12 protein-coding genes and 1 pseudogene are annotated in these 15,883 nt (G+C 48.1%); 2 read left to right on the top strand and 11 right to left on the bottom strand.

The annotated features are described in order from the left end of the window. Window positions 1-302: 302 nt before the first annotated feature. Window positions 303-1,496: a DNA (cytosine-5-)-methyltransferase gene (gene dcm, locus MHH56_RS10725; protein WP_339208159.1), complete on the top strand. Its 1,194-nt coding sequence runs from the start codon at window positions 303-305 to the stop codon at window positions 1,494-1,496. 378 nt (window positions 1,497-1,874) lie between these two features. Then, window positions 1,875-2,896 (top strand): annotated as a pseudogene (locus tag MHH56_RS10720) (IS3 family transposase); the annotation flags it as partial. Between the two features lie 297 nt (window positions 2,897-3,193). Here MHH56_RS10720 and MHH56_RS10715 read toward each other — a convergent pair. From MHH56_RS10715 to MHH56_RS10665, 11 genes are all read right to left on the bottom strand, one after another. Continuing rightward, window positions 3,194-4,609 carry a sulfatase-like hydrolase/transferase gene (locus tag MHH56_RS10715; protein ID WP_339208157.1) on the bottom strand — a complete coding sequence of 472 codons (1,416 nt, stop codon included), beginning with the start codon at window positions 4,607-4,609 and terminating at the stop codon, window positions 3,194-3,196. Then, window positions 4,590-5,504, bottom strand: coding sequence for an AraC family transcriptional regulator (locus MHH56_RS10710; protein ID WP_339208155.1), 915 nt, complete (start codon window positions 5,502-5,504; stop codon window positions 4,590-4,592). The genes MHH56_RS10715 and MHH56_RS10710 overlap by 20 nt, the downstream gene beginning before the upstream one ends. A gap of 57 nt (window positions 5,505-5,561) precedes the next feature. Next, window positions 5,562-6,998, bottom strand: a complete 1,437-nt coding sequence (locus MHH56_RS10705; protein WP_339208154.1) for a sulfatase — start codon at window positions 6,996-6,998, stop codon at window positions 5,562-5,564. A 52-nt stretch (window positions 6,999-7,050) separates the two neighbouring features. Next, window positions 7,051-7,602, bottom strand: a complete 552-nt coding sequence (gene cysC / locus MHH56_RS10700) for an adenylyl-sulfate kinase (RefSeq protein WP_339208152.1) — start codon at window positions 7,600-7,602, stop codon at window positions 7,051-7,053. 31 nt (window positions 7,603-7,633) lie between these two features. Then, window positions 7,634-8,638: a Gfo/Idh/MocA family oxidoreductase gene (locus tag MHH56_RS10695; RefSeq protein WP_339208151.1), complete on the bottom strand. Its 1,005-nt coding sequence runs from the start codon at window positions 8,636-8,638 to the stop codon at window positions 7,634-7,636. Next, entirely contained in the window at window positions 8,635-10,029 is a 1,395-nt protein-coding gene (locus tag MHH56_RS10690) for a sulfatase (protein ID WP_339208149.1), read from the bottom strand. The genes MHH56_RS10695 and MHH56_RS10690 overlap by 4 nt, the downstream gene beginning before the upstream one ends. A 34-nt stretch (window positions 10,030-10,063) precedes the next feature. Beyond that, window positions 10,064-10,867, bottom strand: a complete 804-nt coding sequence (locus tag MHH56_RS10685) for a sugar phosphate isomerase/epimerase (RefSeq protein ID WP_339208147.1) — start codon at window positions 10,865-10,867, stop codon at window positions 10,064-10,066. A 111-nt stretch (window positions 10,868-10,978) separates the two neighbouring features. Further along, entirely contained in the window at window positions 10,979-12,163 is a 1,185-nt protein-coding gene (locus MHH56_RS10680; protein ID WP_339208146.1) for a Gfo/Idh/MocA family oxidoreductase, read from the bottom strand. A gap of 305 nt (window positions 12,164-12,468) precedes the next feature. Further along, window positions 12,469-13,374 carry a carbohydrate ABC transporter permease gene (locus MHH56_RS10675; protein WP_339208145.1) on the bottom strand — a complete coding sequence of 302 codons (906 nt, stop codon included), beginning with the start codon at window positions 13,372-13,374 and terminating at the stop codon, window positions 12,469-12,471. After that, window positions 13,371-14,237 carry a sugar ABC transporter permease gene (locus MHH56_RS10670; protein ID WP_339208144.1) on the bottom strand — a complete coding sequence of 289 codons (867 nt, stop codon included), beginning with the start codon at window positions 14,235-14,237 and terminating at the stop codon, window positions 13,371-13,373. The genes MHH56_RS10675 and MHH56_RS10670 overlap by 4 nt, the downstream gene beginning before the upstream one ends. 91 nt (window positions 14,238-14,328) lie before the next feature. Next, window positions 14,329-15,690, bottom strand: coding sequence for an extracellular solute-binding protein (locus tag MHH56_RS10665; protein ID WP_339208143.1), 1,362 nt, complete (start codon window positions 15,688-15,690; stop codon window positions 14,329-14,331). Window positions 15,691-15,883 lie beyond the last annotated feature (193 nt).

The raw sequence follows: 15,883 nt of genomic DNA, 5'->3' as shown, positions 1-15,883 counted from the left end.
ACTACTCTTGTAAACTCGATGACGAATATATCTTCGACTACGTTGATTGGCAGTAAAAGTTGATCCATGCTATATTAAATATACTAAGAAATCTCTCCTTTGGTTAATGGTGTTTCTTTTATACCAAAGAGTGATTTTTTTGGTATGTGAAAACAAAAACAGGATCATCCTCAGGTCATTACATGAGCTTTTGGGACAGCCGCATATAAATTTTCTTGTATATGGAATCTAAAACTCGTTTCAAATAATAATCAAATACGATACAATAGAGATTTAGAATTGGTAATGGAGGATTCTGCGTAATGTTCACTACAATTGATTTGTTTTCAGGAGCTGGTGGGGTATCACAAGCTTTAAAAAAACATTTTAAAATAATATGTGCTGTCGAATATGATAAAATCATTGCTTCTACTTATGCCCTAAATCACGGAAGTGATCATTTACTAATAAAAGATATAAAAAAAATCAAAAAAAAGTATTGGAATAATTTAAAGAAAAAAAAACTAGATAAACAAGAACTTGACTTATTAGTCGCTACCCCACCATGTCAGGGTTTTTCAAGACATAGTAGAAAAAAAAGTGATATAAATTCTGATGAGCGAAATAAACTTATTTTCCAAGTAATAAAAATATCTAATATTTTTGAACCGAAACTCGTTCTATTAGAAAATGTTGATAATATTATTAACTTTAAAGTATTTAAAAGTTTTTTGAAACTATTAAGCAATATAGATATGAATGGAAATAAACTTTATAAAAACAAACCTTCCTATCATATCCGTTATGAAGTCGTAGATGCCGTTGACTTTGGAGTTCCCCAACATAGAAAACGGCTCATACTTATTGCAAAAAAAATAGATAGTTTTCCTAATGTCGATGCTTTTATAAGTATAAACCAAAAGGGAAAGCTCCAATCAGTAAAACCACATGAAATATGGCCCAATAAAACTATTGCATTAACTTTAGGTGATTATTTAAAACAATACAATTTAGCCCCACTCCGTGCGGGAGAACAAGATCCTGAAGATAAGCTTCACAGATGTAGGAATTTATCAGAATTAAATCTAATTCGTATAAGAAATACCCCTAAAAACGGTGGAAGTAGATCCGATTGGCCCGAGAACCAAAATTTAGAACTCGATTGTCACAAGAAATCAAATATTAATTTTGGTGACGTATATGGAAGAATGGACTTTAGAGAATACGCTCCAACTATTACTTGTGGTTGTTTGGCTTATACAAAAGGACGTTTCGGTCATCCTGAAGAGGATCGAGCAATTAGCATCAGAGAAGCTGCACTTATACAAACATTCCCAAAAGATTATAAGTTTACTGGTAAAATAAGCGGTATATCTTGCGAAGGATCGAGCGAAAATATTGCAACTCAAATAGGCAATGCAGTTCCTGTTATACTCGCAGAGAATTTTATTACGAGAATACATGAAGAACTCACTAGTACAAGTAACAGGTCTATTAATAATTTTGTGTACGGATAAGATAATTACAAAAGATCATATACGCAACTTTAATGCGTTTACAACATGATGAATCAAAAATAGTTTTCACGATTCTACTTCCAGTTATATTTGTCCAAAAATATTATCTTACCTTTATTGGGCGTATTTAGTTAATCAAATAAGGAAAACCACATTCATATGAACTGCACCCCAATTGTTAGACACCATCTAACATTGGAGGTGCAGTTTTTCTATGCAAAAAATTCAGTCCAGATAAAAAATATAAGCAGTCACTCTTTATTTAAATGGAGTAACAAGCCTTAATACGGTTGCGAAATCATATCGTGTTCATTAATATATATTCATAAATAGGGTTAGATATTATGAGTATCATGGTAAAAAAGCTTAAAAACACATGGAATATATGCCCTAAAATCAAAGAAAAAGGGGCGTCCACCCATGTCAAAAGAACAGATGAACCAAAAGTTAGTATAAGGGTCTGTAGAGATTTTTACAAGCTGAGGTGAACCGTTTGCGTATGGAGAATACGTATTTAAAAAAGTTGAATGCCTTAGTTCAAAACAAGGAAAAATCACCAAAAAAGACTAAGCGCAAGTAGTCTATGAACTAAGGAACGACTTCTCTGTTAAAGCACTCATACAGCTAGCAGATATCCCTCGTAGCAAGTATAAAAACCTTCCGTAAGCTAGACAAAGATGCCAAGTTAAAAGATTTGATTCAAGCCATTTACAAGGTGCACCAGGGGTGCTGTAATTTTGTCCGAATTCGAGATGAGTTAGTGAATCGCAAACACCAAGTGAATCATAAGAGAGTACAACGTTTGATGGATGTATTCGAATTAAAGAGTCTTGCACATATGAAAAAAAACGTTCATATAAAGGCATTGTTGGCAAGATTGCACCTAACATTTTAGAACATGACTTTCATGCTGAAAAGTCGAATGAAAAGTGGGTTACGAGTATAACAGAGTTTAAGTTATTTGGAGAAAAACTATACTTATCTCCCATGCTAGATCTATTTAACGGGGAAATTATTACGTATACGACTGGTTCAATACTGGTCTATTCCGTTGTGTCCACGTTGTTAGGTCAAGTATTTAATCCATTAGTTAACAGATGAAGATAAACTCATGATTCATTCTAAAAAGGCTGGCATTATCAAATAAAAGCGTATCGGCATACCCTTAAAGAACGTGGTATCGAGTAAAGCATGTCCTTCAAAGGTAACTGCTACGACAACGTCTTCATCGAAATCTTCTTTGGCACAATGAAATCTTAATTTCTTTTTTTAAATGAATTTGAAAGTATTGAACATTTTAAGCATGAGGCCTATTATTACAATCGCAAGCGTATTAAGGCAAAATTAAAGGAATAAGTCCAGTACTGTACCGTACTTATTCCTTTAATTTTGCCTTATAAATAACCTGTCTAACTTTTTGGGGTCACTTCACTTATGATTGTGGTTTTCCTTATTTGATTTAGAGCAAATTATCCCTATCTAATACGAAAACTAAAATAAATTAACAATTCGCTTTATAATACTCATAATAAAGCTTCATAAACGCCCTTTTCTCTATAAGTGAAACATTACCCTGACTGATCCAAGCTACTTCGCAATCTCAAAAATTCTCCAAACACACTGTCTAATAACAACTTTCTTCTCGCACTCATCTAGTATATTCCAAAACGTGATGCACAAGAATTCAGTACTCCTTTTCATATTCCGCCCAGCTTCCCACCTTGCAACAGCTGACGTCTCGTCCATTCGTTAGCGACGATCACATCACCGTCCACGGAAAGCTGCTCAAATAGCCGTCTCCTAAGCACGGCAAGCAACTCTGCGTGCTCTAACTTCCCACTCACATTAACCAGTTCGCCAGGATCATTAGCCATGTCATACAGCTCATCTACGTCTGTTAAATTCCAAACGTACTTCCAATCTGCCGTGCGGATCATCCGCTGCGTGTAAAGCCCGAACTGCTGGCCGTTATAAGTGGATACAACGGCGTCCCGCCAATCAGCAGGCTCCCCCCCAGCCAGCAGAGGCACAAGTGATTGACCCTGCAAATCGCCAGGATCATACGTTTGCAGATTGAGAAGCTCCAAAAGCGTCGGCGGCAAATCTAGAAAATTATAGACAAATCGGTCACATCGTCCGCCCACTTCTACGTCCCCGACGCTCGGCATTCTAACAATGAGCGGTACCCGAACAACATCGTCATACATGATGTAGTGCTTATCCATCATACCGTGGGAACCGCACATGTCACCGTGATCTGCAGTAAAGATCACAATGGTATTATCCGCCATACCTAACCGCTCCAGCGTCCCCAACACTCGTCCAATTGCATCGTCGAGCTGACTAATGATGGCGTAATAACGAGCAACGATCGGCGCCCAGTCCTGCCAATCATAATCGGCAACGCCCCAGCTCTCCAGCTGCTGGCACTGAATGTACGGCTTTCCGGCAAAAGTATCGTGGAAGCCTGCCCACTCGGGGATGTCCGCAGCAGCATACATCCCTGCAAAAGGAAGCGAAGGTCGGCAGGGCAAGTGGGGATCGCTAAAGTGCAGCGCCATATGCCAAGGTCGACCATCGCCTTGCAGCCGCTCCAGCGTCTCACTTGCACGCGCGGCGAACCAATGCGTCTCTGCGTCCTCTAACGGGAGCGGACTCTCTTCTCCGAAGAAGCCATTCTCGTATCGGACGTCCGGATGCTTTTGCGAGATAAAGTCATGATATTCAGCTTCGCTGACGTATGAATCGAAACCATAAGCCGCAGGCCCGTGCACCGGATTGACTCCCCATTTGCCCAAATATGCGGTTGCATAACCGCTCTCCGCAAGTGCTCTCGTCCATGTATAAGCTTCCGGCGGCAGTGCCGCCACAGGCAGCGCCCCGCTGTAATTCCATAAGGCGCCAAATGTTTCCGGCCTCCTGCCGCGCAGGAGCGACTGCCTCGCCGGCGCGCACACCGGCAGTACGGAATAAGCGTGGGAGAAGGAGACTCCCTGTTCAGACAGACGGTCAATGTGCGGTGTGCGAACGGGATATTTACCGCTGAAGCCCACGCAATCCTCGCGTAATTGGTCTGCCGTAATCAGCAGTACGTTAGGCCTCCGCTCTTTCATCGAGTGTGGCATGCGCGATCAGCTCCTTTCCTTCACGCAGACCCTGTGTACCGGTCCGATATTCACGCGGCGAGCAGCCTGCATAACGAACGAACAATCGGCTAAAAAACGATGGATCGTCGTAGCCGACCATAGTCGCGATGTAGATGACCTTCTGGTCGGATTCCAGCAGCATCCGCTTCGCCCGTTCAATACGAATTTCGTGCAGCAGGTCGAATACGCTCTTCCCGAATTCCTCGCGCACCAACCGATTCAGCTGCCTTGTGCTGACATTAAACAGGCCGGACAGCGCTTGAAGCGTAATTTTTTTGTCAAAATGGCGTTCGAGATAGCCGGAAATCCGTCTAGCCATCATCACTCGTTCCGATTGGCGCGGGGATTTATGAATACGATGGCTTTGCATATAAGCGTAATAGCGAGACAGCAGAACGAGCAGCTCCACCATCTGCAGGCGAATCAACGTCGTGTGGCCGGGGCCGCGGCTGTTGAGCTCACGGATCATGTTCTCCAGCAGCGCCAGCACGGACGACGCCTCCTGCCCGTTCAGATTCAGGTAATGGTTGAAGCGGACATCCTGCTTCAGGAAGGGATGCACGTAAAAGTAGTCCATTGATGCCGTAATTTCCAGCTCCTGAAGCAGCGCATCGGGAATAAAGGACGGCATAAACAAACAGTTGATGATTTCCATACTCCCGCCACTCTCTACGGAATAAGCATGCGTCTCGCCGGGATTAATAATAAACACATCGCCCGCATGAATATTGTAATGGTTGCCTTGGAAGATATGGACGCCCTGTCCATGCACCACATAGACGAGCTCAATGAACTCGTGACCATGTTCAGAGACAGAAGCTTGCACCATCCGATTGATCCAGAACGGGAATTCATCCTTCATGTAACTATTGCTTCCCAGTATATGCCCCATCCTTCATCCCCTCGGTTCGTAATCGGATCAAGATCCGATGGTCTGTTCATGCCGACCGTCTGTCGCTTGATCGAATCGTTCACGACGCGGATCCTGAAACCATTCGTCCCACGTCATCCCTGACTCCGCCAAAATCTGCTCAATGCGTCTGCGGAACGGAAGTCCCGCCTTGCGTAGCTGCCGATCCTTCGGATCTTCGCGTCCCCCCAGCTTCGCCTCCACCCAATTATCCAGCTGCCGTTCCAGCTGATCGGCGAGCTCTGGCTCCCGCTCCGCAAGATTTACCGTCTCTTCTGGATCGGCATCCAGATCATATAACTCTCTAGGCGGTCTAGTAAAAGGCCCCGCGTCGTACGTGCGAATAAACTTGTAGCGCTCCGTCCGTATGCCGCGCGCCGCTTGCCATGCACATTCACTAAGGTACACAGCATCGTGCGTTCCGTCAGCCAAGTTAAGAATAGAAGGCCATAAGCTCCGGCCGTCCATGCCTGGCGGGTCTGCAACCTTCATAAGCTCGATACCTTCTGGCTTCTCGCTGCGTATCGCTTCCAATATTGTCGGCATGAGGTCAACCTGCTGCACGAGACCTTGCACCCTGCGTCCCTCTGGGATACGACCTGGCCATCGCATAATAATCGGCACATGGACAGTCGGCTCGTATAAGCCGCAATGATCCCAGTAGATGTCGTGCTCCGTTAGACTTTCACCATGATCGCCGAATAGAATGAGCATCGTATCCTCTTTGATACCTAACTTCTCCAGATGAGCGTCGAGTTCCTTCAAACGATCATCAAGATAGCGGATTTCTGCATCATATAGCGCGTCGTAGTAAGCGCTGTCGGTCACTGGGCCAACGAGATCGTAATGGTGGTGCTTAAAGAAAGGGTAGGCGGGATGATTATAGGCCGGTTCCATGCTTCGGTTGTTCGGATCATACGGATCTCGCCCTGCTTCATAAAAGTCTGGAATATAGGATTCCGGCGGCAAATAAGGCGTATGAGCATCCCAGTAATGAAGGAACAAAAAGAACGATTCATCCTTATGCTCTGCCAGCCATGGCATAGCCAGATCGTTGACCGTTCGGCCGTCAATCCAGCGATTGCCGCCAACGCTGTTCGTATAGTAGCGATAGCCGCGGGCAAACCATTCCTTAAGCTGGTACAAATTGTCCACCGCCGATGTTGTGAAGCCCGCGCTGCGCAGCAGGTTTGGCAGCCATGGGGTCGATTTCGGCAGATGCGTCAGCTCTGAGCCATGGGAGACAATCCCTGTCGTAAGCCCTACTTTGCCTGTAAAAATGCCGGTATGCGCCACTTCGGTTGGAATGTCTGCGGCATAAGCTCGCTCGAACAGCACACCTTGCTCGGCAATCTGGTCCAAATATGGGCTTGTCGGCTTTGAATAGCCGTACCCGCTCAGCCTTGATGCACGAAGCGTATCCAGCGATATCAGTATGATCTTCATTGTATGTCTCCTTCGGGTAGTCCGGTATTCCGGTCCTTATTCACCTCTCGGGTTATGCTCGTTGCGCCGCATGCTTGAACCTCATATTGGCATGCAGCCAGCCCATTACGGCTTCGCCGTTATTCTGCAATGAAGCAGAAGCGGTGTCGATTATGATGTCGGGCGAGTGCGGTACCTCGAATGGATCGGAAACGCCTGTAAAATGGTGCAATTCCCCGTTTCTCGCTTTAGCATACAAGCCCTTCACATCACGGCGCTCGCACTCCCCGAGCGGGCACTGCACATAAACTTCCACAAATCCGGGCAGCTGCGAACGGGCATAGTCCCGCATTTCCTCATAAGGTGTGATGGCAGAGACGAGCACATCTACACTATTGCGAGAGAGAAGCTTAGCGACGTAGACGATCCGTTTAATATTTTCCAATCGATCCTCCCGTGAGAATCCAAGTCCTTTACAAATCGTTTCTCTAAGTTCATCGCCATCGAGCAGCTCTACGTGCCGCCCTTCCCGCAGCAGCTCTGCCGCTATATGCCTGGCCGTCGTCGTCTTGCCTGCTCCCGACAAGCCCATGAACCATATAACCGAGCCATGCTGTTTATCCATGTTGTCCTCTCCTCTCGCCAAGTTCGGTCGCTTATCCGATTGCAGGCACGTCAATGGGCATCCCGCCGGACTGATGCGAACGAATTGCGGCTTCAATAACTTCCTGTGCGGCAAGCGCATCCGCTCCTGACGCCTCGATCTTCTCCGGCGCATCGCCTGCTTTGACCTGCTCGATGAATCGATTGATCCGATGGGTAAACGTATCATTGAAGCCCTGCATCCCGCCAAACAGCGAGTTGCGTACAACGAGCAGCTCATCGGAGTGATGCGGATAATACGTCATGCTTTCGTAAACGTTGTCGATAACAAACCGGCCTTCATTACCTGCGACTTCGCAATATTCAATGGGATGCCGCATCGACATGTCGTAGCTGCCGGTTAAGTGGCCAACCGCACCTGATGCAAACGTCACATTGACGGATGCGGTCGACCAGCTCTGCCGTCCCGGCGCCTTGGTCATGAACGCTTGAACCCGCTTAATATCACCGGCAAAATACCGCATGACATCGATGGAGTGAGGATGCAGAGCACGCATGTGCAGCCATTCCGTATCCTCCTGCGGGTTCTGAATCGTTAGCCGCATATTGACAAAGAGAAGAGAGCCTAGCTTGCCAGCTTCCATCAGCTCTTTCGCTTTGTTAGCAGCCGGCGTAAATCGATGATTCAAATTACAAGCGAGCCGGACGCCCCGTTCCCGGGCGGCAGCAACCAGCGTCCTCGCTTCCTCGATCCGATTAGAAATCGGCTTTTCTACATGGACGTCCTTGCCAGCATCGATCGCAATCATCGCGGGTTCAAAATGATGACTGCCCTTCTCAACCCCCGCTGTCGCTACGACGACTAGATCGATCTGTTCTTTAGCCAGCAGCTCTCTCAGGTCGGTATACGCAGGAACGCCATGTTCAAGACCAGCTGATTCCGCGCGTTCTAGCATCAGATCACAGACAGCCGCAAGCTCCGTGTCTGGATGCTGCCGATAAGCGCGGCAATGGATTTTCCCAATATGATTGACACCAACGACAGCAACCCGAATCATTTGGATGCCGCCTCCTCCTTGGATTGAAGGGAGCGCGCGCCAATAATATTGCCGATATGCAGTGACTCGTATGCCTGCTCAGACGAGGTGAACGTCTGGCCTTTGCCATGCCAGTTCAGATTCGTATAGATGGGATTCGTACGACCCGTCTGCTCTTCACGTTTTGCAATATGATCCTCCATCCGCTTCGTAAGCAGTGCAACAACTTCCGGCTGCTGCTCCGCCACATTGTTGTTTTCTTCTGGATCTTGGATCAGATTGTACAGCTCTACCTCCGGCTTAAAGTGGAAGTCCGGCTCAAGCGAGCGGATCAGCTTCCATTCCGGTGTGCGCCAGCCGTGCTTGCGCATCCACGTACATTCCGTCAGATACAGCTCGCTTATCCGCTCTGAATCTTCGCTCGCAACCGGCTCAAGCAGGCTGCGGCCGTCGAAGGAAATGCCGCTGTCGATGCCAATCAACTGCAGCAGCGTCGGCATAATATCCGAGATGACCGACACATCCTGAGCCCGTTTTCCCGCAGGCAATCGCCCCGGAAACTTAATAATAAGCGGCACAACAAGCGTACAATCATACAGGCCGTGATGATCAAAATAACAGTCGTGCTCATACAGCGTCTCGCCGTGATCCGACGTAATAACGACAAGCGTCTCTTCCTCTAAGCCCAGCGCGTTCAGCTTCTCGAAGATACCTTGGATACAAGCATCCATATAAGCGATTGCACCATCATATTGCGCACCAACATAGGCTTCATCAGTGACGCCTTCCGGAATCCATGACTTCAAGAAGTCGGCGAACGGCTTGAAATTATAAACCGGCTCCATGGAGTCGTTGGCTGGGTCCTTCTCGTCCTTGCCGTAGAACATCCGCTCGAACGGCGCAGGCGGCAAATAAGGCGAATGCGGATCCATATGCCGCATGAACAGCAGAAACGGCTTATCCTCTGCCGCCAGCCGCTCCAGCTCTGGAATAGCGACATCGTTTAGATTTTGCGCCTTAGGCGTACGCCCCGACTCGTCAGGCACCCAAGATTCATAATCGAGATATGTTTGGAAACCGCGTGATGATGGATTGCCCGTGAAGCCGACACATGATGTGTTATAGCCGTTCTCCGCAAGCAGCTCAGGCAGCGTCTTCACGTGACTGCCAAGCGGTCCTTCGTGGCGCAGCGCCACAACGTCGGTTCCGAACACATCCATACCCGTCAGCATCGATGCATAAGCAGGCGTTGTCGGAATGCCCGGGCTGAAATGTTTCTCATATAGAACGCCCTCGGCAGCAATTTTGTCCAGATGCGGAGTAGTCAGCCTCGAATAACCATACGCACTCATATGATCCCGACGAAGGCTATCTATGCCGAACAGTAGAATATTTGGTTTCTTATTAGTCATTTTGAAATCCTCCTTTTGGATGAAAATAATGCTTTTATCGCGCGTTCAGCTGTTTAAGAACCGCATTTAGATAGCCGTACGACTCAGCGGCTACGATGGATACCTGCGCAAGCGTATGCTCAGGTGAAGCACCAATGACCTCAACGACGACCGGTCCGTCGTAACCTCCATCCACCATCGCTTTGCAGTAGCCATATAGATCGATGTCGCCCCGTCCGCACGCCTGAAGCATGATCGGGCCAGGTCCCTGCTCCCGTCCTTTGCAGTCACGGATATGAACATGCTTTACGCGACTAAGCACAGCGGGGAGCGCTTTCTCCGCATTTTCGCCGGCACGGTGGATATGGCTCGGGTCCATGTCGATGCCGAACGCGGGGGAGATGATCGAGTCCATCGCTCGCAGCGTGGTCGGCGTATTGTGAATGGCATTGCCGACATGAGCTTTAACGCAGAGCGTGATGCCATACGAAGCCGCTCTCTCTGCCATCCGCGCAAGCATCTCGATAGATGCCTGCAGGTCTTCTTCGACACCCAGCTTTCCGCCAGGACCAACGTTTACGATTGGAATACCAATTTCAGCGGCAGCTTCGAACGCTGGGAGCAGCCGCTCCTCATTGAGCGATGCAACCTCAGTCGACAGAAATGTTAGGCCGTTTTCCTGCACAATCGCCTGCAGCTCACTCTTCTGCTGCTTCCAGCGGCTGAGATCCAGATGCTCGCACATGCCTTGAATAGCGGCAATCTCTACACCATCGTAGCCGCAGGCCGCAATATGCTTCGCCGCTTCAGCGAAGTCGAACTCTTTGAACAGTACGGAATTGACACCCAGTTTAATCATGTATGAGCCCTCCTGAATAATGGATTAGTAAAACATGTATTAGTTCATGTTCCAGCGATACCTTCATAGAAATCGCAAGCAACAAAATAGCAACGCGCTATCTTACTGAGATTATTTCAGATAAAACGGATCACCGTGCAGCGGCGGCAGTGGCTGAGGACGAACGACTTCTCCCCCACGTTCATACGATTCCTGTACTGCATGCACATACTCCAGCACAGCAAGTGCATCGCGTCCGCTGGCGCGCAGCGCATCCGGAGATACCTTGTTGTCAACATCCTCCAGAAATGCATGCAGACGATGGTTGAAAGTCCGGTTGAAATCATTTGTTCCGAAATCCGTCACTTCAGGCTCAATCGGAACGCTGATCGCTGGAATGCCCTTTTCCGCTTTCCAGAACGACACTTTCTCGACGCAGTTCTCAATGGTGAATGTCCCCTTCGAGCCCCCAACCTCAAGACTCCACCAGCCGCCTAGTCCGTAGACCGCATCGCCGCGCTGACTCAATAAATAGCCAACTGCACCGTTTGCGAACTTCATATGGATACTGTTGATGGACACCATAACATCGCCTGCGCTCCGGCGGAAGCCTGGACGGTCGGAGAACGTCTGGATGTGCGTAATATCGCCGCAGAAATGGCGCATAACACTGAATGGGTGGGTCAGGAACGCCCGCATATGGAAGTAAGGGTGGCCTTTCACTTTATCCGAGCTGGCAAGCGCATAGTTGAGCTCGCCGCCGTTGAAGCCCATTTTTGCCAGACAATAAATTAATTCGCCCACCTCTCCGCTCTCCATATATTGCTTCGCCTTCTCCGCCGGCGGCGTAAAGTAATGGTTCAAATTGCAGCCTAGATACACCTTCTGCTTCTCAGCAAATGCCACCATCTCGCGGCCTTCACGCACATCGTTGCACAGCGGCTTCTCCACGAGCACGTGCTTTCCGTAAGACATCGCTTCCATCGCCGGTTCAAAATGCCAGCTGCCGTTGTCAATGCCGCCTGTCGTCACATCGATCACCTGAATATCAGGCTCGTTCTCGATCATGTCCTTAAGCGTATAGTACGCCTTTACACCGTGTTTCTCCGCAGCTGCGTCGGCGCGCTCCTTAATGACATCGCATACCGCTACGACATCAGCCAGTTCATCCTCCTTGTAACAGTTCGCATGGTTGTTGCCGATCCCGTTCATGCCTACAATTCCGATTTTGACCGCCATATTCAACTTCCTTTCGTCCTCTGAATTGGATAATGAAATTCCTAGATCATATCGATAGCCTAATCGCCAAGCCGTCATAGTTGTAAACGCTTTATAAGTTCATCATACTGTCTCCTTCTGTCCAAATCATGGCGGTTCGGGACAAAAACCTTTCCGATCGAGACTGCTTTTAAAAAAGGAGAGGCTTGGTTTAGGATCTACACCAAACAGCTGGTAAGCTTAGGTCGATCAACGTTCTCACGAAGTGGGATTTGCAGCGACCGATTCACCCCAAGCATCCTAAAAAAACCGCAATCCTAATGACTGCGGCTCTCTGAATGAGGACAAAATCAATTACCTTACAATGATTTCGTTCGTGCACAAGCAGTGCAGTCCATGCTTGATTATCCCTTAATAGCCCCCGCTGTCATGCCGGCTACAATTTTTTTGTTGAAGAAAATGAACAGAATGAGCATCGGAATAGAGATCAGAACAATATCGGCAAATAACAAATTCCACGATGTCGTGAACCGGCTCATGAAGTTGTACAGCGTCAATTGCACCGTCGCGTTGGAGGAACCTGGGAAGAAGTAAAGCGGATTAACAAAGTCATTAAATACGTTTATCGATTCAAGCACAATGATGGTTGAAGTAACGGGCTTTAGCAGAGGAAAAATAATACTAAAGAACAGCCGCCCGCCGCCCGCGCCGTCAATCAAGGCGCTCTCATCAATTTCACGCGGCAGCGTTGCCACAAACGCTTTGTACAAAATAGCTGCAAACGGAAAGTGCAGCGCAACCTCCACGAAAGTGATGCCTGCCAGCGTCTTGAACAGGCCGATCGAGTCGAGTACCCAGATCGTAGGCACGATCGCCGGCGGAATCATCAAACCTGCCAAAACTAGAAAGTTTAAGAAGGAAGAAAAGCGCCCCCCTTCTCTGCGATGCAGTACAAATCCGGCCATCGCGCTGACGATGATCAGTACAGTGATCGATAATACCGTAAGCAGCATGCTGTTATAAAAAGCGCGGACAAGCATATGATCGGCAGCAGTCAACACATCCCTGTAATTTTCCAAAATATGAAATGATTTCGGCCACGACATATTCATAAGTGCAGATTCGGCTTGATTTTTAAAAGAGTTGATAATGACAAAATAAAAAGGAATCCAAAAAATGGCGGTGCTGAGCATCAGCGAGAACGCGGCAACGATAATCCTCTTAGCTGCGCTGCTTATCCCCCTGTTTTCGCCGCGGTTCAGCGGTTTGCCCACGCCTTTATTCATCACTCGGCTCATTTCGCTGCTCATAAGTGCACCTCACTTTTCGTCAGGTACTTATACAAAGGAAACGCCAGCAGTGACACACCGACAAACAAGATGACGTTGCCCGCAGTTGCTAGGCCATAAAAACCCGCTTGATACTGCTTGTATATGATCGAGGCGATCAGGTCGGTCGTGAAACCCGGCCCCCCCTTCGTCATGGCCCAGATCAGGTCGAAGGAACGGAGCCCTCCGATGAATGAGAGTATAATGACCGAATTCATCGCCGGTCTGCTTAAGGGAACGGTAATATACCGGAATGCGTTCATGCTGCTCCCGCCATCGATTTTGAGCGCTTCGTAATATTCGCCTGGAATGGCTGAAATGCCTGCGATATAAATAACGGTAGCAACGCCTATACCTTTCCATACGTCTACTAAGGCAACAGACAACAGCGCAATCTTTGTATTGCCAAGCCAATCGGGTCCGTCAATACCAAATACAGCCAGACTTGTATTGATCAGCCCTTGCGAAGGATGCATCATAATTGAGAAGGCGATTCCGACCGCGATCGTGCTAAGCAGTGTTGGGAAGAAAATAACAGAACGCAAATAGTTTTTAAATAAAACGGTAGAAGTGAGAAACGCACCAAGCAATAGGCCAAGGATGACCTTGAGGCCGCAGGTTACAACCGCATAAATTAACGTGTTTCGGAAGCCGATGCTGAGCGCCGTCTCTGAGAAAAAAGTGACATAGTTGTCGAAGCCGATGTAATTCCAATCGGTGAGCGTCCAACGCGTCATACTGAAGAAGAGCGATAATACCGTTGGCAGCAAGTAAAAGACGAAGTAGATCAGAAATGCGGGAATAAGAAATAAATAAGAGTAAGTCCGAATCGTCAGCTTGGTCATGGCTCTCCCCTTCTTTCCGGAGAAAACGGACCCCGCAGCTTCTTGTACGGAGTCCCGTCTTCAACTAGAATTCCCGCATGCGGCGGGCGTTCTACCAGCCCGGTAGATTTAACTGCTGCGCTTGTTTCAGTACGTCTTTGTCATAATCCTCGGCGCCCTTCTGCGCGGAGGTGATGCCGCTGCCAACAGCGACAGTGAGGTTCTCAAGGTTCGGGCCTTTGACCGGCGATACGAACTCCAGCGCAGGTGCCGTCTTGCCTTCATCGAAGTATTTCTGCATTTCTTTGACACCCTCGTAAGCATCGTCAGGGAGCTCAATTCCTTTAATCACATTGGGGCCAGCCGCCTTGACTTTGGAGGCAAATATGTCTTGGCCTTCCTTAGATACGAAATATTCCGCGAACTTCTTGGCGGCTTCTACTTTCTTGCTGTTCTTGTTGATGTACAGACCGCTCGGCATCCATACCGTCAGTCCGTTGACATCTGCGCTGTCGCTCGGGATTGGGAAAACGCCGATGTCATTGATCTTGTCCGGGCTATTTTGCAAAATGGAATCAAGTGCGCTAGTCAGCATCGGATAGTGTACACCTGTGCCATCGGCAAGCATTTTCAAAGCAACGTCATACGTTGTAGCTAGGAAGTCCTTATTCATGTAGCCTGCTTTAAACGGTTCCTCCGTCTTTTCGAAGCTGCGCAGTGCAGCTGGTGTCGTTGCGTACTTCGCCTTGTTGTTCGTGTAATCGTCTGCGAAATTCGGAACCTGCGCCTGCAGGTTGTAGTAATCACCTAGAACAAACAGCTGGGACGTCCAAGTATCCTTGTAGGACGCGATAACAGCGGTTTTGCCCGCAGCTTTGATCTTCTCATTGTTCGCCATGAATTCGGTCCATGTTTGCGGGACGGTTAATCCGAGCTCACCGTACACCTTCTTGTTGTAAAGTATCGCACCTGCGGAGCTTGATCCGACGGGCGCACCGTACACCTTGCCATCGACCGTAACTACCGTTTTGAAGGAATCAAGCACGTCCGCCATAAACGATTCATTCGTCAGGTCGAGAAAGTTATCCACCGGATTAACTGCCTTCAGCAGCGAGCCCGTATTATAAACAAGAAGGTCGGACATATCTCCTGTTGCTAGGCGCGTCTTGACCAGGTTGTCGCCTTCCGTGCCATCCGGTTTGATGTCATACTCAATGGCGATATTCAGCTTTTTCTCCGCTTCAGTGGCAACAGCCTTGAGCGCTTCGAGCGTTGTGCCTGAATTGCCTACCATCAGCGTTAAGGTCGTTTTCGCTGCAGGTTCGCTTGTCGTGTCCGTTTTCCCGTTCGCAGCGCCGGTGTTGTTCTTCGTCGCAGAGGGGGTGTTGTTGCTGCTGCCGCATCCAGCGAGCAGCAGCAAAATCATCATCACGCTTGTCACAAATGCGAGTGTTTGGCCAGTCGTTCGTTTCATCGTTCTGCAGCCTCCCTTTGTAGGTATGGACCCTTGCTCCTTTCGGCAGCCGTCCATCGTTGCCTCTTTTTTGCATCACTGATGCTGTAAGTTACAATGTGATGAATACGCTTCCATAAAGAGCGAGCTTCCGTTCCAAGGGCCCGGGTTCCCTCGTATTTTCAGTCTAAGGGTTTACATTTTTGATGAATAC

The sequence above is a fragment of the Paenibacillus sp. FSL K6-3182 genome, assembly GCF_037976325.1.
Lineage (GTDB): Bacteria > Bacillota > Bacilli > Paenibacillales > Paenibacillaceae > Pristimantibacillus.
The sequence above is the reverse complement of the archived record's forward strand: the minus strand, read 5'-3'. Positions and strand labels throughout refer to the sequence as shown.